This is a genomic window from Emticicia sp. MM (assembly GCF_001649495.1).
On sequence record NZ_LXHX01000071.1, the window covers coordinates 1 to 17,117 of the forward strand.

Below are 17,117 nucleotides of genomic sequence, written 5' to 3' on the forward strand. Positions count from 1 at the left end.
GCCTTTCCCGCTACTAAATCCACACAACTTTTATCTTTAATATTTTATTTCTATATAGAATACGAATTTTTTTTGCAAAAGGTTGCACCGAAGTGCGAAAATATTTGCGTTCTCAATTATGATTCAAAGATAAAACAAAAATATATGTTGTTACAAGTATTTTTTTATTTTTTTCTCTTTGATGACACAAACATATAAAGAATCTTATGCAATTGCAACAAAAAAAAATAAATTTTATTGTATGAAACCATAAAAATATTTTTTTATCGAGCGGTATCAAAAAAAGTAAAGCCACAACTCTTAATTTATGCTCGCAAAACAAAAGTAGAGTTATTTTTGGGTTTTCCTAAAAAATATGGAGTTTTATTTTCAAATTTTAAAGCTGTTTTAATTAATTATGTTTTCAGGCTTTTTATTTTTGAATATCCATTTGTATAGGTCTGTCAATAGTTCTAATTGCACGTTTGCTCCCAAGCTATAATAAAGACCATTGTAGTTTGTAGGAATATTTCTTTGATGCATAGCATAACGGTAGCCTCCTTGTACGGATAATCCACCCCAACGAGTAGCTTTCCAACCAATATAAACTCCTGCTTGAATCGGAATAAAATAATCTTTTCTTTTCCAAATAAGAATTTCGTTGAATAAGCCTACATTTTCGTTTTTGGTTGCACCAATACCAACTTCAACAGGAACGCTTACTCTCCATCGTTTATTATTGATGAAGTTTTTCCAGTACATTAGACTAAAAAAATACAAGTCAGTTTTGGTGTAATAGTCAAGATTTACTCGTTTAGCAGCCGATTTTCTTAGGTCGAGTAAGCGTAAGTAAGAATTAAAGTTGAGCCAATAATATCCCAAAGTAATCTGATTTCTTTTTCTACCTAAAATAATACCTGTATTTACGCCCCAAATGTTTACTCGTTGCTCTTTAATTATTGAGCTACGAGCATCCCAGTTGATGGCATAACTGAGCCGTGGTCGAAGACTATCTGGATAAGTGACAATTATGGTATCTGAAAGCGAATTTTGAGCGAATACCTTAAAAGAAAATAGGACAAACAATAAGCAGAGAAATCTACTATAAATTTTAATTCTTTTGAAATTCAAAAATATAATTTTGTTTATTTTCTTCACAAACGGTTTATTAAACTTATTTTTTAACGCAGTTATTTACGGGATATTATACTATTTGGCTTTTTAAGGTATTAAAAATTGTAGATTCATGATAAAAAAGGCTCTCATTTTATTAAATAAGAGCCTTTTCATCAAAAATACAGGATTTTATTTCTTTTTACCCTTTTGGGCTTTGGCTTTCACTTCTTGATAGGCCTTAAATTGCTCAGGAGTAAAGATTTTTTCAAGTTCTTTATCTTTCTTTGCCTCCAATGCTTCCATTTTTTCTTTAGCGTTGGCTATTTGGGCAGGCGTTGGTTGAGTGCTACCAAACTCTTTTTTGATAAGCTCGTATAAATCTTTCCGTTGGTAAGCATAATCTTCATTGAGCGATGAAACCAAGATTTCTTGTTCTTCATCTAACTTAAATTTCTTTACCATTATGCGGGTTTCTTCTTTTGCTACTTCGTCGGGGTCGGGTGGCGGTTTTGGTTTGCCATTATCGAATCCTGGATTATTGAAGGCACTGTTATAGCCTCGGCCATAACCACCGTAGCCACCACCATATCCACCACCGTAATATTGAGCATAGCTACTCAAGATACAGCCCAAAACGAAGATTGTCGAAAGCACTATTTTTTTAGAATGCTTCATAGTAATATTTGTCATTAATTTTTCAAGGTCATCTGATTGCTCAAATTTAATACATTCTCATGATTTTATAGAATTCAAACCGTTTTTTTACAATAAAAAAGCCCAAATTAGCGAACTAATCGGGCTTTGGGTAAGTAAGTTGTAGTGTTTTATCTGCTCAGTCGATAAAAACCGTTGAGTTTTATACCAATTTGCCAGTTTTCTTCTTGGTATGAAATCGGTTTTATTTGTGTAATAAAATACGGACTTAGCTGAATGGAATACTTTTGCCAACGCTTCTCAATACCTGTCGAAAACAGTAAATTATTGAAAAGCTGCGTATTACCTCTGATGCTAAATCGGAAATGGTCTTTATCTCGGAATGAATTTTGGTCACTGAAAGACACAAACTGACGACTGTAAACATCAAGATTGCTCCCAGCTGTTAACAAAACCGTAAAGTTTTTAGGTAAAGGCAGTCGATAATTAAAATAAACGGGTACTTTAAAAAGTGCCTGATTGATATGAATATCGTTGATTTGGCTATTATCATTGATTCGAGATTCGTATTCTTTTCTGAAATCTTTCTTGGTATCTCTTCTAAATTCTTCTTCATCATCAAAGTCTTTCTCATCAAAGAATGTCGATAAACCAATTCCTGTTGTAATACTCCATCGTTTACTTAGCAAAATATCGGTTAACACATTGAAACCACCGTATTCGTCGGCCATTTCTACGCCAAAACCAACTCGGTATTTTAGATTTGGCAGTGTTATAGTTGGCAATTTGAAAGATTTCTTCTCGCTTATTTTTACAGACGATTTTGGTAAAATGAAATCTCTTCTTGATAAGTCAAAAATAGCTTTATTTTCATCAAAATTGTAGCTACGATGCGATAAATGAGCATCATTGAATCGGAAGCTTTCAGTTGCTTTGGCGACCGAATTGGGCGTTGAAATTGGTAACGTTGCACCAATAACGTTTGCCGAAACCTGTTCAGTCAACACAAAATCTGCTTTTTTAGTATTTGTACTTTTTAAAGATATAGCGTTTTCGTTTACTGATTCGCTATGATACTTTGACTCCGCATTTTGCTTTCCGTCTTTTCTGACTGAGGTTTCCGTTTTTCTAACTTTAGAAATGTTTTTATCTAAATTATTTTCGCTTGAATTTGTTATAATATGCTCTTTATCAGTTAGTTCAATGTTGTTTTTTGTTTCTTTTGTTGATTCATCTGCAAATTTTGGAGAAGTGTTTGGGATAGTGTTTTTTGTAATTTCACTTTCCACTACTTCGCTGTCATTGTTTGCAGGTATCGGTATATATTTTGTGACAAAAACAGTATCTGTTTTTTCGATTACAATCTCCTTTGGGGCAATAGTCTTAGTTAAGGAGTCAGCTTTTGCTTGCTCCAATTGGGTATTCAGAACTGAAAGTTGTTTTAGTAAAGATTTATTCTCATAGGTTTTATAAACGGTTGTTGTTAGTAATGTAACGATGATTAAGGCCCCGACCGAGTAAGTAAGGACATGGCCAAAACGCTGCCAAAAACTCAGAGGGATGTGTTGGCCAACATAACTCTGAATTCGGTCGATTTCTTCGTTATTGAAAGGTGGATGAAAGTTCTCGACTTTTCGTCTGAACTCTTCATCAAATTTGTCAGTTTTCATTGAATTTATTTTTTCGAACTGCGTAAATATCAAATAAATGCGGATAATGAACTCTTATCATCTCCTGTAATTTTATGCGAGCATCTTGAAGGTTCGATTTTGAAGTTCCCTCCTGAATGCCCAGTTTTTCGGCAATTTCCTTGTGTTTATAGCCTTCAACCACATAAAGCATGAAAACCATCCGATACATCGGCGAAAGTTTTCTGACAAGGTCCATGATTTCTTCGGTCGATAATTTGCTGATTACATCATCATCAAAATCAGTGATTTCTATCTCATCGACAGCAATGTGTAATTGGTATTTTTTATTGCTTCGATAATAGTCAATGGCAGTATTTACCATAATTGTTCTAACCCATGCTTTGAATGGTTGTGAGTCATCGTATTTGGGTAGGTTGGTAAATATTTTTAGAAAGCCATCGTTGATAATTTCTTCGAGTTCTTGGTCGTTACTCGAATAACGTGAGCAGACGCTCTTGGAATACCCTAAAAAGAGTTTGATGAGCGTTCGTTGGGCTTGACCGTTATTGTCAATGCAAGCCTTAATTACGCTGTCGAGGTTATCTTCCGAAAATGTCTTTTTCTTAAAAAACAAGCTTGTACAATTTAGTTTAGGTATCTAACTCTCATTACGAACGTGGGGCGAAAAGGGTGGGGTAAAAGAAAAAAAATAGTTACCCCACCTTTTTTGATGGCCTTGCGTAATGGAGAATGAAAACGAATTATTAATACAAAATAAGCGAATTTTATGAGAAAGTATGGAAAAATGATGCTTTTGTGTGCGACTTTAAGCTTAGGCTCGTCTGTAAATTTGATGGCACAAGATTCTACAAAATCAGAAATGAAGACAGTTTTTAGTGGAAAAAAAGCAAAGCTGAAAGTAAATTATTTGGGTCTTTATCTTGCACCAGAGTATCAGTACGGGCAGGTCGGAAGCGGAACTACCTCGTTGGGTGGAGCAGCTTTGATGTTACAGTTCAATAAAAAGTTTGCCATCGGGGCAACGGGTTTTGGTAGTTTCCGTAATCGCCAAAATACTGATTTGAATGCACAATTTGGTGGCTTCAAGATGGAATATACTGTAATGCCCAATGCAGCAGTACACGTTTCATTTCCTTTGGTGATTGGCGTTGGTGGTAATGGATTTGATTTTGATGATGACCGAGGAGGCCGAGGTCGTGACCGAGATTTTGATGATATTTTTGATGATGATAATCGTTATAACATGAGTAGAATTATTCAACCTGGTATAAATGTGGAAGCTAATTTATCACGTTATGCTAAGTTTTATGTTGGAGCAAATTATCGTTTTGCTTTTAATCATCATTCAACAAATACTACTGATTTAAGTGGTTTTGCAGCAAATGCTGGTCTGAAACTGGGTATTTTTGATTATGCTTTGAAGAAAAAAGCTAAGAAAGCTAAGAACCCAGAAGAAGGTAAGATTTAATTTTTTTAAATTTTAATCACTATGCAACCAATTTAAAGTGCGTTTTCGTCCTTGTGTTATATTCCAAAAATTGTTGTAGTTGAGGCCTCGACTATTTTTACTAAACCTTGTTTTGGACTAAACTTTTCAATCATAAAAACCATTCAAAGCAGATGAAAAAAATAGTTGTATTAGCATTTTTTGCTCTTGGAAGCATTTATTTTATTGCGTGTAATAGAGATACTATTAGCCCAGATTCGATGTCGATTGATGCCGTTTCGGCGGCTACTGCCCATGATTCTACCAAACATAAAGGTGATTCATTGCATAAACGCCACGGAGATTCTTTGAAACGTGGAGGCAAAGATAGCCTACATGTAAAAATGCCAAAAGATTCATTGAAAGTAAAACCTGATTCGCTTACTGGAAAGCCAAAGAAAAAGAAGAAAGGTAAGTGATTTTTGCATATTTTGGAGCGTTCTGAATATTAACACTCAGAACGCTTTATTTTTGCTGTTTTATATAAGCAATATTTACAATCGTATTTCGATATTTACCCGCACAAAGTTTTTGAAAGGACGTAACCATCCGTTGAATACCAAATGAACAATCTGTGTTGTCAATTAGATTAATAGGTAAGTAATCTTGAATTCTTCTGCAACCTTTTTCTTGAAGACTTCGTCATTCATTCCAAACGATTAGCGTAGGTAGAATGAAATTTATGAAACTAACCGCTTCTTAATTATTGATAAACTTTTCTCGCATTACCCCACTTATTCAAGTTGGTTTACGTATAGATTATAAAGTACCATCAAACCTATTTTTTTATGCACGAACAACAGTCTTTGCTCGGTTTTTTATCTGTGGCGTTTTTGGCAGGAGTGGCCAATCTTTTTATGCCTTGCATTTACCCGATTATGCCTATGACGGTCAGTTTTTTTACTAAACAAACTGACGGCTCACGCAAAGCCATGTTTTATGGTTTTTCAATCATGTTTGTTTTTGCTCTGATTGGCTTCGTAACAATGGCTTTTGGAGCTCCATTTCTCAATTTTATTAGTACACACTGGTTGCCAAATCTTATTTTCTTTGTTATTTTTATTGTTTTCGGAATCTCACTTTTGGGGGCTTTCGAGATTGTGTTACCACATCAATTCGTTAATCGCATTGATGGAATGTCGGAAAGTGGTGGTTGGTTGGGGATTTTCTTTATGGCCTTAACTTTGGTGGTAGTTTCGTTTTCTTGTACTGCTCCGTTTGTTGGTTCGTTGCTGATTTTGGCTGCACAGGGAGAAGTTTGGCGACCTTTGTGGGGAATGTTGGCTTTTGGACTTCCTTTTGGTTTAGTTTTTACACTGTTGGCCATGTTTCCTCAATGGCTCAAAAGTATGCCAAAATCAGGTGGGTGGATGAACGAAATGAAAGCCGTTATGGGTTTTGCTGAATTTGCTTTGGCTCTTAAATTTTTAAGTAATATAGACCAAGCCTATCACTTTGATTTACTACACCGAAATACGTTTTTAAGCATTTGGATTCTGATTTTCGGAATCATCGCATTTTATATTGCAGGTTTCATTCGATTGCCGAAAGATACCAAAGTAAAAACCTATCACTGGTCGAGAGTAGCTTTTAGTGCTATATTTTTTGTGTTTACATTTTATCTCATTCCAGGAGTTGTTCAAGATAAACCGCTTGAATTACTTTCGGGAATACTGCCTCCGCAAGATAACCAGTCTGAATTGGCGGGAGTTTCGCCCGAAAAACTCCGACCAATGCCGCATGGTTTGTCAGGTTTTGTCGATTACGACGATGCTCTTGCCTATGCAAAAGAAGTGAACAAACCACTTTTACTCGATTTTACTGGGTACGCTTGTGCGAATTGTCGAAAAATGGAGGAAAATGTCTGGGTAAAACCAGAAGTTTTAGAACGTTTGAAACAAGATTATGTGATAGCCTCACTTTATGTCGATGATAAAAAAGAATTGCCCAAAGAAAAGCATTATACTTCAACCTACGATGATGAACTAAAAACAACCGTAGGTGATAAAAATATGGATTTAGAAATCACGAGATTCAACAACAATGCCCAACCGTATTATGCCGTAGTTGACGCCAGCGGAAAAACAATCGTTGACCCAATTGGCTATTCAAGCGTTGAAGATTTTGTTAAATTTCTTGAAATTGGTAAAAAGAAATAGATAAAGCCAACCATTTTTATTTCAGTTTCGTCTTTAGTTAAGAGGTGTCAGTTTTCTAAAACATACCCCACCCTTTAGCAATGACTTACGTAATTAAAAGTATTAACCGTTATTAAAAAAAAGAAATTATGACACGTTACGAATTTTTGAAATCAGCAGGTTTTAGTGGAGGAGCTTTAATGGCTTTGCTTACATCATGCGTCAGAGAAGATGATAAATATGTAAATGCTTTAACGGTTTCGCCAGATGGCACAACAACTGGTACAACCACAACAACCACGGGAACAACAACTGGCACAACAACAGGAACTACGACTGGTACAACTACGGGGACTACGACTGGTACAACTACTGGAACAACTACAACGACAGCAACTGGAGTGATTTCGACTGAAGAACTCAATAAAATAACGAGTACGAAAGTGAAAATAGACTTAACATCTGCCACTTATGCTAAATTAAAAACGGTTGGGGGCTATGTAATTGTTAACAATATTGTAATTGCACTATCTAAGTCAAATACTTATGTGGCGGCAACTGTAACTTGCTCACACGAACCAAAGAAAAGAATTATTTACAGCAATAACGAATGGTATTGTACTGACCACGGAGCAAGATTCTCGTTGACAGGAGCAGGTTTAAATTCAAACGGTAGAGCTGGGCTGGCTGTTTATAAAGTTGCTACCGACGGCACAACATTAGTCGTTTATTAAGAGAAAACCGTTAAACTAAACTAAAAACATGAAATTTTTAAGCATTCTTCTCACATTCTTAGTGCTCGATGGCTCTCCACAATGGGGACTCGATTTCGATAAAGCAAAAGCCGAGGCTGTTCAGAATCATAAATACATTATTATTAATTTTTCTGGTTCGGATTGGTGTGGTCCGTGCATTAAACTCAAACGAGATGTCTTAGATACACCCGAATTTCTGACTTTTGCCGATAAAAATTTGGCTTTAGTTCGTGCCGATTTTCCAAGATTAAAGAAAAACCAATTGGACAAAAAGCAAACTGCTCAGAACGAAGCCCTCGCCGAAAAATACAACCAAGAAGGCAAATTCCCACTCACAGTTTTAGTGGGTGCAGATGGAAAAGTTTTGAAAGAGTGGGATGGTTATCCAGCAGGAATTACTACTGAATCTTTTGTGCAGGAAATCCAAAGTATTATCAATGCCAGAAAATAAGATTTTTCATAAAACACTCCGACTGATGGGTAATCGCTTTACTATCAGTGTAGTAAGCGAAGATGGAGCTTGGGCAGAATCACAAATTGAGGCTGCAATTGTAGAAATCAGTCGGATTGAAAAACTCTTGACTACGTTCAGCGATGATAGTCAGACCAACCAAATCAACCAAAATGCTGGTATAAAACCTGTAAAAGTTGATAAAGAAGTATTTGACTTGATTCAGCGTTCGCTCCGAATTTCATCGCTCACTGATGGAGCATTTGATATTTCTTATGGCTCGATAGATAAGCGTTTCTGGAATTTCGATAAAGAAATGACCTCTCTTCCCGATGCCGAAGCAGCCAAAGAATCAGTCAGATTAATTAATTATAATAATGTGATACTCGATACTGAAAATCAGACTGTTTTCTTGAAGGAAAAAGGTATGAGAATTGGTTTTGGTGGAATCGGAAAAGGTTATGCTGCCGAAAGTGCCAAACGTTTACTTATAAAAAATGGTGTAAAAAGTGGCATCGTAAATGCCGCTGGTGACCTCACAACGTGGGGAAACCAACCTAACGGGAAACCTTGGACAATCAGTATAGCTGACCCCGAAAATAAGCATGAAGCATTTTCGTCATTATCTATCAGTGGGTTGGCGGTTGCTACTTCTGGGAGTTATGAAAAATACGTAATTATTGACGGTAAAAAATATTCACATACGATTGACCCCAAAACTGGATTTCCAGTGTCAGGAATAAAAAGTGTGACGATTATTTGTCCAAATGCCGAATTGGCCGATGCAATGGCCACACCAATCACAGTTTTGGGTGTTGATGCTGGTCTTAGCCTTATCAATCAAATGCAACAAATAGCATGTATCATCATTGATGATAGCAACACAATTTATACGTCAAATAACATTAATATTTCATAAAATGAAATCAATCAAAATAGTTGCTCTTGTAGTTTGTTTACTCGGCTCAATGGCTTCGTGTGTAACGGTGAAAGAATATCAAAAAAGTCGTATTAACGATTCAGAAATGGAATTGGCTGCTCGTAAAGCCGAGAAATTTGAAACCAGTTTTTATCTCTATCGTGAAGGGGCTTCAGGGGCAAATGGTGGGAAAAGTGGTGGAGGCTGTGGTTGCAACTAACAATGTTGGACGAAATAAATTTTCGTTAAATGTTTGATATTAAGATAGTTATATGCCAAGAGATAAGGTTTCTAATGTCACATAATGAGTAAAACAGCCGAATGCGTTGAATCCTTTTCTCGGCTACCTAAACAATTCCTATTTATGAAAAAAGTAATAGTAACAATTGGTTTATACGTTGGTATGTTAAGCGGTGCTTATGCCCAATACGATAATACCAAATTCATATTTAAAAACAAGAAAACTGAAACTACTAACACAAAGCCAACATCGAGTAAAGAATATAAACTAAGCTCTAAGCCCGTTGCCGAAAGTGGTTTTCGTTCGTTGAAATTAGAAGAAGTCAACCTTGTTTCGGCATATTATGCTCAAGACGGTAACCATTCGGCCGTGACTGGCGGGATTGGAACAGAAAAGTTGTTTGATATTGCTAATTCGTTGGATATCAAATTATCATTTACCGACAAAAAAGCTCGTAAACATTCAATCACTGCCGATGCTTCTGTTGATTATTATTCATCAGCTTCATCCGATTTGATTGACCCTCGTTCGGTTTCATCAGCTTCAATGTCGGATGTTCACTTTTACCCAACTTTGTCATGGAGCCGAAAAGATGATGGAAAACATAATACTGTTGGAGCAAGTTTATCTTATTCAACCGAATGGGATTATAAATCTTACGGTGGAAATCTGAGTTTTTCAAAATCATCGAAAGATAATAATACCGAATTGAGCCTAAAGTTGGGAGCATTTTTTGATACTTGGTCGGTAATTTTACCTTATGAAGTTCGACCAGATAATTATGGTTCGGGAGCAGAAGGTGACCAAAATATTGACTTTAAACGCCGAAACTCATATAATTTATCAATTGGAGTTTCGCAGGTTATTAATAAACGTTTACAATTAATGGCGGTTATTGAGCCATCTTATCAAGAAGGGCTTTTGAGTACGCCATATCACCGAGTTTATTTTACTGACGGTACGCTGAAAGTGGAAAAACTACCAGGTACTCGTGCGAAATTACCAGTTGGTTTGCGTGCCAGCTATTTCTTGGGTGATAGATTTATCATTCGTTCGTTTTATCGGTATTACCAAGATAATTGGGGTATGAAAGCACATACAGTCAGTGTTGAGGTTCCTGTAAAAATAACCTCGTTTGTGTCGGTTACGCCGCATTATCGTTTTAATAGCCAAACTGCTGTTGATTATTTTGCTCCAATCAATAGCCATAAACTGACCGAAACTTATTATACGTCAGATTTTGATATTTCGGATTTTAAAAGTGCATTTTGGGGAGCAGGAATTAGAATTGCTCCGCCCGATGGTGTTCTCGGAATTAAACATTGGAATACTGCCGAGCTTCGTTATGGACATTATAATCGAAGCAATGGCATGGTTGCAAATATCATTACATTGAGTGCCAAATTCAAATAAATTGCTAACGGAGAGCAAGATTCGTGGATGAAAAGAAAACAAATTTATTGGCTCATCGTATTTTTAATAGTTGTTCAAGGTAAATCATTTTCGCAGGTAGTTCAGCAAAAATCTATTCGGAACCTGATTTATCTTGAAGCGTTCGGGGCGGGAGGTTATGGCTCGTTGAATTATGAACGAGTAATTTTTCAGCAAAAAAATAAGCTGACTCCCAATTTAAAAATTGGTGTTCGTCTGGGAATTAGCACTTTTCATCTCAAAGATTTTAACAATAAGTTTAATCCTGATGTTATTATTCCAGTAGCTATCAATGCTATTTATGGAAAAACGCATCACCTTGAGGTAGGATTCGGACAGACTTTTTCGAATGTAACTCAAACAAATAGCACAACGTTTGCCGTTGAAAGGCAAACAACCTTGAATTCAAACTTTACTGCTGGTTATCGTTATCAAAAATCGGAGCGAGGCATCATTTTTCGCTTAAACTATTCACCTATTATTTCATCAGACAAGTTATATAACTCATGGTTTGGGTTATCAATAGGTTATGGTTTTTAACGAAATTTTATGAAAAAAATCTTTTTGTTTCCACTACTCAGTTTATTGTTTTCTTGCGAAAAAGAAACCGAAATATTTGAAGTTGAAAACCTCAGCCGAGACTACATAACGGTTTTAGGACATGGCGGAATGGGGATTTCGTCAATTTATCCAATCAATACTTTCGAGTCTATCATGAACTGCCTAAATTTAGGAACTGATGGCAGTGAAATTGATGTTCAAATGACCAAAGATAGTGTTTTGGTGGCATTTCATGACTCAGATTTGAGCGAAAAAACCAATCTAACAGGTTCAGTCAGCCAATATACTTTTGCCGAACTCCAAGCGGGCTATTATGATGAAATGCCTTATAAGTCTTATGCAATCATCTCGCTCGACCAATTATTCTCAAATATTGATGATTTATCTTCTCACAAATTTACTTTTGATTGTAAACTCTATAATGCAGACAAAAACGATGATGCCTATTTAGGCAGATTTGCCAACGCAATCGAAGCAATTGCTCTGAAATACCAAATTCAGCGAAAACTTTTAATTGAATCAAACGATAAAAATTTCTTGACGCTTTTGCGGGCTAAAAACTATAGTTTCAAACTTTTTATCTATCCGCAAACTTTTGAAGAAGGTTTAGAAACCGCCCAAGAATTGAATTTATTCGGAATCACGATTGCAAGTGAAGATATTACGGCCGAACAAGTACAACAATCGCATGATGCTGGTTTTAGGATAGCCGTTTGGAATGTGCAAACCGAAGATGAAAACATTGCAGCCATCAGAAAGAACCCCGATTTTATCCAAACTGATAAAGTGAAACATTTAGTAGAGGCCATGGCGGCTACTGATGAGGTGTATTATGCGATGTTGAAGCAAAGAATAAAGGCGGATTCTTTGCTTCGTAAATAGAGTAGTTGCTGAAAAATTTATTTAAATGCTTCTGGATAAAGCCTTTTTTGCTGATTGAATAGTTTATCTAAAACATCAATTTCGGCTAAATAACTGATACAGATAATTGAAAAGATTATAGGAATGAGGGCTGGATAGTTATTGCTCAAATCTGTTATAGAAAGTTTAAAAAAGATTTGAAATATCAAAAGCGAAGACCCAAAAGATGAACTCATGATGTAAATATTCTCGAATTGTAGCAGTGGTTTCGTTACACTTCTTTTTACTTGAATAGACTTTACAATGAATATTACATTAAAAATCACAATTGAGGCATAAAAACAGTAAGCAATGAAATCTTTGTTTGAGATTTCGAAAACTTTATAGCTCATCAGCAAAATCATTGCAAACAATATAATTTTGGGTAATCTGAAATATTCAATAAAACTTTTTCTAAACAACTTTCGGCCTTTGATGGCTGCTTCCATCCCTTTTTTCTCGACAAGTTCACTGAAACCGAAAATTCCAAATTGGGCATATACTTGTTGTAGGGCAGTTTCAAAATTGATATTGCTTGTACTCATTTTCTCTTCGATTGAAGTAGCCAAGTGGTCAACGAGTTCGGTCTGAACATCATAATGTTCTACATACTTTTTGCGTGTAAAAGCGTATAGTTCTTCAATTTGTGCTTTGGTTAATTTCATAGTGTTGCCAATTTAGGATTTAAGATTAGGTTTAAATTTTCAGCAAAGGCACGGAGTTCGGCTATTCTATCAATTGCTACTTCGTTTCCTTTTGGTGTGATTTTATAGTATTTTCTTACTCTTCCTTCTACTTTTTCGGTTTCAGCCATCAAAATCTCTTCTGCTTCAAATTTATGAAGAATCGGGTATAAAGCCCCTTCAGTAATTTGAATGTCTTCCTGTGTTATTTCTTTTACTTTTTGCGTAATTTCATAGCCGTACATTCGGCCATTGTCGTGTAGCAGTTTTAGAATTATCGTGCTTAAACTACCTTTTATGTGTTGATTCATTGCTGATTATTTATTTCAATGAGCGAATATACATAATTTTCTTATACATCAAATTCTTATGTATTATTTCTTGAATAAAAATTAAATTTAATTTTTATTCACTCCATTTTATTTGCCATTGACTCCTTAAATATTCACGTTCGCTCTATTTCAATAGTTGGTTGGCGTTTTTGAAGCGTTATACAATTGTTTAAATCATTAATCAACAACTTTATTAATTCAATCGTTATGAAAAAAATTAAAGCCCTGTTAGGAGTAAGTATTCTTGTAAGTTCATTGTCTTTTGGTGTGATGTCTTGTGATGACACTGATGAAACACCAGCAGCAAAAGATGTCGTAGATGTAGCGTTGGCAGATAGTCGTTTTTCAACATTGACCAAACTTTTAACTGACAACGGACTCGTTTCGACCTTGAAAGGTACAGGTCCATTTACGGTTTTTGCCCCAACAAATGATGCCTTTGCCAAAATTGATGCAAGTAAATTGACTAATGCTGAATTAGTTAACATCTTGAAATCTCATGTGATTAGTGGAAGAGTGTTGGCGGCTGATGTACAGTCAGGAACTGCCACAACGCTCGGTTCGTCGATTTTTCTTTCAAAAAATTCTACTGGGGTTTTTATCAATGGTAATAGCCAAGTTACAACTGCTGATGTTTCTGCATCAAATGGCGTAATACATGTGATTAATAATGTAATTGTGCCACCAACCAAAAGTTTGGTTGAAATTGCACAGGGTGATCCAAATTTTTCTGAATTAGTATCTTTGGTCCTTGCTGCTGATGCTTCGGTTGTTACAGCCCTCTCTTCTGCTTCTACAAGTGGGCTTACAGTTTTTGCACCAACTAATGCAGCGTTTACTGAATTGTACAAAACAATACCAAAAGCAACATTGCTTGACCCAACTAATAAAGCTCTGTTGACAAGTGTTTTGCTTTATCATGTGGTTCCTGGCAGAGTATTTTCATCGGATTTACCAAATGTAAGTGGCGAAGTCGGTACTGCTAATCCTGCAGCAAAACTTACTTTCGATTTGGCCGGTGGAGCAAAAGTGAAAGGAAAAACAAGTGGAAATTCAAACATAACTGCCGTGAATATTCTTGGAACAAACGGCGTAGTTCATGTGATTGATAAAGTTTTATTGCCGTAATTATAGTTGTTTTTGTGTTGAAGGTCGAGGTATTCTTCGGAATGCTTCGACCTTTTTTTTGAGATTTATTTAAACAATTTTCAATCAAAAAGGTTATTACTTACATAAACTACCTATTTATTTATTACTGTTGAAATTGACAAACTGCTTTTCCCTTTGAGTAAAATAAGTAATAATTAGTCTAAATTCAAGAGATAGATGAGGGGGTTAATATTTGAGGAAAAGACACTCACGGTAGATAAAATATCTGAACTTCTGAAAGATTTTAGTTCAGAAATCAAAATACAAAAAGTTGAGTCTATCAACAAAAATTTTCGTTGGTTTAGTCCAATCGAATTCCAGCAAACAGGCAAATCCAATTTCAAAAATCGTTTTTTAGTAAAAACTGGCAATAATATCTTGTTCAAAAATATTGATGAGATTGCCTATTTTTTCGCTGAAGACAAAATCGTTTATTTGGTGGCAAATGATACCAAACAGTATATTGTGGATTATCGTTTGGAACAGCTCGAAGCTTTGCTGAATCCACACGTTTTTTATAGAATTAATCGAAAATTCTTTGTAAAAATTGATGCTATTCTCAAAGTTAAACAACTGTCTAATAATCGTTTACAACTGTTCTTGAAACCGCATTTCGAGCAGGAGATTTTCATCAGTAAAGAGAAAGTAAAAGAGTTTAAGGCATGGCTTGACCAATAAAGGGGCTATTAGCTTACCTGTTTTTTCTCTATAAACTCCTTGAATGTCTTGCGGTAGGTATCGCTGATGGGAATAAAATTTTTGCCAATCTGTATTTTTTCTTTGTCAATAGCATCAATGGCGTCGAAGGCAATTATATAAGAATTATGAACTCGAATAAATTGATTTTCAGAGAGTTGACTTTCCAGACTTTTCATGGTTTGAAGAGTGACAATCTTTTTGAGCGTTGAATCTTTATCTTTGGTGTGAATGCAAACATAATCTTTCAATCCTTCAATATACTGAATTTCATTGAGGCGTATCTTGACGAGTTTTGTGCCATCTTTCACAAAAATAAAACCGTGATTGCCTTCTGAACTGACTAAAACTTCCTGCACGATTTTTTCTTGAACGACTGGTTGGGTAGCGGTTAAACGAATCGTAGCTTTTTCGACTGCTTTTAGGAAACGTTCTAAGCTAATTGGCTTTAATAAATAATCGAAAACTTCAAGTTCGTAGCCCTCAAGGGCATATTCAGAGTATGCGGTAGTCAAAATCACCAAAGGTTTTTTTTGCAGAATTTTCAGCAATGTAATGCCAGTAATTTCGGGCATTTGGATATCCGAAAATAATATATCGACCGTATTTTCACGTAGAAAATCTAAAGCAGTCAATGAGCTCGAAAACGATTTTAGCAGGTTCAAATGTGGAACTTTCTTCACATAAGCTTCCATTAGGTTTCGAGCCAATGGTTCATCTTCGATAATTATGCAAGTCAACATTAATTGTCAATTATAAATTGTTAATGAATAATTAAGCCAAATTCAGTTTCAAAACCACGATATAATCTTTATCATCTTCGTTGACAATCAACTCATAATTATTTGGGTAACTAAGCTCCAAACGACGGTTGACGTTCTGTAAACCGATTCCTGATTTCTCGTTGGTTGTTTCGAGGTTTGGTGGCAATTTACTGTTTTCTACGCAATATGTACATTGTTGTCCATCAATATGTATTGAAATATTTACATAGGCGTTGGTCATGCTATTGCTCACACCGTGTTTGAAAGCGTTTTCGAGGAATGTAATAAAGATAAGTGGTACAATCTGCACTGAGTCAGGGTTACCCTCGATATCAAAAGTAATTGGTACTTGGTTGTCCAGACGAAGTTTTTCGAGACTGATGTAATTCTTCATATATTCAATCTCCTTAGTCATCGAAACCTTCGGATGATTAGAGTCATAGAGCATATATCGCATCATTTGCGAGAGTTTCTCAATCACTTCGGTCGTATTTGGTGAGTTTATCATCGCCAAATAATAAAGATTATTGAGTGTATTAAACAAAAAATGCGGGTTTACTTGTGCTTTTAGAAAACGCAGTTCGGCGGTTAATTTTTCATTTTCAATCTCACTTTTTTTAGCTTCCAGCTCAAACCAGTCTTTGGCAAAGCGTAGCATCCCGATAAAAATAGCTATAAAAATAGCAGCAATTACGTGCTGACTTATAAATTTTGATGAATATAAAAAGCCTTTCGCTTCCTTGATTTCTAAATAAATATATCGCTTTAAAAAGATATGACAGGTAATGATAATCGTAAAAGGTATCAAAAATTCAATTAAATACTGTCCAAAGTTTTTATGAACCAAGAAACGTGGCAAGCAAATAAAGTAATTGAAATAGCTTATCAAAGCCATGAAAAATATTTGCGTAGAGGCGTCGAAGAATGACCTTTCATAGTTTGGTTCTTCTCCGTGGCGGCTGAAAGTAATCTGGTAAAAAAAGAAAGAAAAATATAACGCCCAAAAAGATAGGTGTAATAACAATATTCTGTTGGTTGTTGACCCTCCAATTTTCTTGATGAAATTCTGCATTGTTTTTATAATTAAACGATTGCCAGATGTATGATAGGCTTCATAAATAATATCAAAGTTTGTTTAAAAACTCGGTTAAATGCAACCTGTGTCTTTAAAAAGTACCCATTTTAACCCCTATTTTCTACAATTAGTACA

General features: G+C 35.4%; 20 protein-coding genes. 12 read left to right on the plus strand and 8 right to left on the minus strand.

The genetic code is table 11. The features are described from left to right. Nucleotides 1-387 precede the first annotated feature (387 nt). From A6M55_RS08570 to A6M55_RS08585, 4 genes are all read right to left on the minus strand, one after another. Entirely contained in the window at nucleotides 388-1,110 is a 723-nt protein-coding gene (locus A6M55_RS08570) for a hypothetical protein (RefSeq protein ID WP_229235497.1), read from the minus strand. 174 nt (nucleotides 1,111-1,284) lie between these two features. Then, nucleotides 1,285-1,770: a hypothetical protein gene (locus A6M55_RS08575; protein WP_156511011.1), complete on the minus strand. Its 486-nt coding sequence runs from the start codon at nucleotides 1,768-1,770 to the stop codon at nucleotides 1,285-1,287. A 149-nt stretch (nucleotides 1,771-1,919) separates the two neighbouring features. Continuing rightward, on the minus strand, nucleotides 1,920-3,419 hold the full coding sequence (locus A6M55_RS08580) for a hypothetical protein (RefSeq protein WP_064197242.1): 1,500 nt from the start codon (nucleotides 3,417-3,419) through the stop codon (nucleotides 1,920-1,922). Continuing rightward, nucleotides 3,409-4,014 carry an RNA polymerase sigma factor gene (locus A6M55_RS08585; RefSeq protein ID WP_064197243.1) on the minus strand — a complete coding sequence of 202 codons (606 nt, stop codon included), beginning with the start codon at nucleotides 4,012-4,014 and terminating at the stop codon, nucleotides 3,409-3,411. Before A6M55_RS08585 ends, A6M55_RS08580 begins: the two co-directional genes overlap by 11 nt. 153 nt (nucleotides 4,015-4,167) lie before the next feature. On the opposite strand from A6M55_RS08585, the gene A6M55_RS08590 reads away from it, so the two are divergent. The 10 genes from A6M55_RS08590 to A6M55_RS08635 all read left to right on the plus strand — a co-directional run bounded on the left by A6M55_RS08590 (nucleotide 4,168) and on the right by A6M55_RS08635 (nucleotide 12,265). Next, nucleotides 4,168-4,869: a hypothetical protein gene (locus A6M55_RS08590; RefSeq protein ID WP_064197244.1), complete on the plus strand. Its 702-nt coding sequence runs from the start codon at nucleotides 4,168-4,170 to the stop codon at nucleotides 4,867-4,869. Between the two features lie 152 nt (nucleotides 4,870-5,021). After that, nucleotides 5,022-5,306 (plus strand): hypothetical protein, encoded by a 285-nt coding sequence (locus tag A6M55_RS08595; RefSeq protein ID WP_064197245.1) that lies wholly within the window; start codon nucleotides 5,022-5,024, stop codon nucleotides 5,304-5,306. 369 nt (nucleotides 5,307-5,675) lie between these two features. Beyond that, nucleotides 5,676-7,046, plus strand: a complete 1,371-nt coding sequence (locus tag A6M55_RS08600) for a protein-disulfide reductase DsbD (protein WP_064197246.1) — start codon at nucleotides 5,676-5,678, stop codon at nucleotides 7,044-7,046. Nucleotides 7,047-7,174: 128 nt separating this feature from the next. After that, nucleotides 7,175-7,759 carry a hypothetical protein gene (locus A6M55_RS08605; protein WP_064197247.1) on the plus strand — a complete coding sequence of 195 codons (585 nt, stop codon included), beginning with the start codon at nucleotides 7,175-7,177 and terminating at the stop codon, nucleotides 7,757-7,759. 28 nt (nucleotides 7,760-7,787) lie between these two features. Beyond that, a complete protein-coding gene (locus A6M55_RS08610) occupies nucleotides 7,788-8,231 on the plus strand; it encodes a thioredoxin family protein (RefSeq protein ID WP_064197248.1) in 444 nt (147 codons plus the stop codon). After that, nucleotides 8,218-9,150: an FAD:protein FMN transferase gene (locus A6M55_RS08615; RefSeq protein ID WP_064197249.1), complete on the plus strand. Its 933-nt coding sequence runs from the start codon at nucleotides 8,218-8,220 to the stop codon at nucleotides 9,148-9,150. Before A6M55_RS08610 ends, A6M55_RS08615 begins: the two co-directional genes overlap by 14 nt. 1 nt (nucleotide 9,151) lies before the next feature. Beyond that, nucleotides 9,152-9,370 carry a DUF4266 domain-containing protein gene (locus tag A6M55_RS08620; protein ID WP_064197250.1) on the plus strand — a complete coding sequence of 73 codons (219 nt, stop codon included), beginning with the start codon at nucleotides 9,152-9,154 and terminating at the stop codon, nucleotides 9,368-9,370. Between the two features lie 144 nt (nucleotides 9,371-9,514). Further along, nucleotides 9,515-10,804, plus strand: coding sequence for a DUF3570 domain-containing protein (locus A6M55_RS08625; RefSeq protein WP_064197251.1), 1,290 nt, complete (start codon nucleotides 9,515-9,517; stop codon nucleotides 10,802-10,804). 27 nt (nucleotides 10,805-10,831) lie between these two features. Then, a complete protein-coding gene (locus tag A6M55_RS08630) occupies nucleotides 10,832-11,362 on the plus strand; it encodes a hypothetical protein (protein ID WP_064197252.1) in 531 nt (176 codons plus the stop codon). A 9-nt stretch (nucleotides 11,363-11,371) separates the two neighbouring features. Further along, the gene (locus A6M55_RS08635; protein ID WP_064197253.1) at nucleotides 11,372-12,265 is read left to right on the plus strand and encodes a glycerophosphodiester phosphodiesterase family protein; all 894 of its coding nucleotides are present in this window, start codon (nucleotides 11,372-11,374) and stop codon (nucleotides 12,263-12,265) included. Between the two features lie 17 nt (nucleotides 12,266-12,282). Here A6M55_RS08635 and A6M55_RS08640 read toward each other — a convergent pair whose 3' ends face one another. Together A6M55_RS08640 and A6M55_RS08645 are read right to left on the minus strand one after the other, a co-directional pair. Next, entirely contained in the window at nucleotides 12,283-12,948 is a 666-nt protein-coding gene (locus A6M55_RS08640) for a hypothetical protein (protein ID WP_064197254.1), read from the minus strand. Then, entirely contained in the window at nucleotides 12,945-13,277 is a 333-nt protein-coding gene (locus A6M55_RS08645) for a PadR family transcriptional regulator (protein WP_064197255.1), read from the minus strand. Before A6M55_RS08645 ends, A6M55_RS08640 begins: the two co-directional genes overlap by 4 nt. 228 nt (nucleotides 13,278-13,505) lie before the next feature. Here A6M55_RS08645 and A6M55_RS08650 point away from each other — a divergent pair, with 228 nt between their 5' ends. Together A6M55_RS08650 and A6M55_RS08655 are read left to right on the plus strand one after the other, a co-directional pair. Then, nucleotides 13,506-14,426: a fasciclin domain-containing protein gene (locus tag A6M55_RS08650; protein ID WP_064197256.1), complete on the plus strand. Its 921-nt coding sequence runs from the start codon at nucleotides 13,506-13,508 to the stop codon at nucleotides 14,424-14,426. 198 nt (nucleotides 14,427-14,624) lie between these two features. Beyond that, complete coding sequence (locus A6M55_RS08655) at nucleotides 14,625-15,125, plus strand: LytTR family DNA-binding domain-containing protein (protein ID WP_064197257.1); 501 nt, start codon at nucleotides 14,625-14,627, stop codon at nucleotides 15,123-15,125. A gap of 8 nt (nucleotides 15,126-15,133) precedes the next feature. On the opposite strand, the gene A6M55_RS08660 is transcribed toward A6M55_RS08655, so the two are convergent. Further along, entirely contained in the window at nucleotides 15,134-15,886 is a 753-nt protein-coding gene (locus tag A6M55_RS08660) for a LytTR family DNA-binding domain-containing protein (protein ID WP_064197258.1), read from the minus strand. Between the two features lie 31 nt (nucleotides 15,887-15,917). Then, complete coding sequence (locus A6M55_RS08665; RefSeq protein ID WP_064197259.1) at nucleotides 15,918-16,979, minus strand: sensor histidine kinase; 1,062 nt, start codon at nucleotides 16,977-16,979, stop codon at nucleotides 15,918-15,920. Between the last annotated feature and the right edge of the window lie 138 nt (nucleotides 16,980-17,117).

Excerpts from the sequence above, each read along its gene's own strand:
- A6M55_RS08575 (WP_156511011.1), bottom strand. The coding sequence starts at position 1,770 with ATGAAGCATTCTAAAAAAATAGTGCTTTCGACAATCTTCGTTTTGGGC.
- A6M55_RS08580 (WP_064197242.1), bottom strand. The coding sequence starts at position 3,419 with ATGAAAACTGACAAATTTGATGAAGAGTTCAGACGAAAAGTCGAGAAC.
- A6M55_RS08590 (WP_064197244.1), top strand. The coding sequence starts at position 4,168 with ATGAGAAAGTATGGAAAAATGATGCTTTTGTGTGCGACTTTAAGCTTA.
- A6M55_RS08595 (WP_064197245.1), top strand. The coding sequence starts at position 5,022 with ATGAAAAAAATAGTTGTATTAGCATTTTTTGCTCTTGGAAGCATTTAT.
- A6M55_RS08600 (WP_064197246.1), top strand. The coding sequence starts at position 5,676 with ATGCACGAACAACAGTCTTTGCTCGGTTTTTTATCTGTGGCGTTTTTG.
- A6M55_RS08605 (WP_064197247.1), top strand. The coding sequence starts at position 7,175 with ATGACACGTTACGAATTTTTGAAATCAGCAGGTTTTAGTGGAGGAGCT.
- A6M55_RS08610 (WP_064197248.1), top strand. The coding sequence starts at position 7,788 with ATGAAATTTTTAAGCATTCTTCTCACATTCTTAGTGCTCGATGGCTCT.
- A6M55_RS08615 (WP_064197249.1), top strand. The coding sequence starts at position 8,218 with ATGCCAGAAAATAAGATTTTTCATAAAACACTCCGACTGATGGGTAAT.
- A6M55_RS08620 (WP_064197250.1), top strand. The coding sequence starts at position 9,152 with ATGAAATCAATCAAAATAGTTGCTCTTGTAGTTTGTTTACTCGGCTCA.
- A6M55_RS08625 (WP_064197251.1), top strand. The coding sequence starts at position 9,515 with ATGAAAAAAGTAATAGTAACAATTGGTTTATACGTTGGTATGTTAAGC.
- A6M55_RS08630 (WP_064197252.1), top strand. The coding sequence starts at position 10,832 with ATGAAAAGAAAACAAATTTATTGGCTCATCGTATTTTTAATAGTTGTT.
- A6M55_RS08635 (WP_064197253.1), top strand. The coding sequence starts at position 11,372 with ATGAAAAAAATCTTTTTGTTTCCACTACTCAGTTTATTGTTTTCTTGC.
- A6M55_RS08640 (WP_064197254.1), bottom strand. The coding sequence starts at position 12,948 with ATGAAATTAACCAAAGCACAAATTGAAGAACTATACGCTTTTACACGC.
- A6M55_RS08645 (WP_064197255.1), bottom strand. The coding sequence starts at position 13,277 with ATGAATCAACACATAAAAGGTAGTTTAAGCACGATAATTCTAAAACTG.
- A6M55_RS08650 (WP_064197256.1), top strand. The coding sequence starts at position 13,506 with ATGAAAAAAATTAAAGCCCTGTTAGGAGTAAGTATTCTTGTAAGTTCA.
- A6M55_RS08655 (WP_064197257.1), top strand. The coding sequence starts at position 14,625 with ATGAGGGGGTTAATATTTGAGGAAAAGACACTCACGGTAGATAAAATA.
- A6M55_RS08660 (WP_064197258.1), bottom strand. The coding sequence starts at position 15,886 with ATGTTGACTTGCATAATTATCGAAGATGAACCATTGGCTCGAAACCTA.
- A6M55_RS08665 (WP_064197259.1), bottom strand. The coding sequence starts at position 16,979 with ATGCAGAATTTCATCAAGAAAATTGGAGGGTCAACAACCAACAGAATA.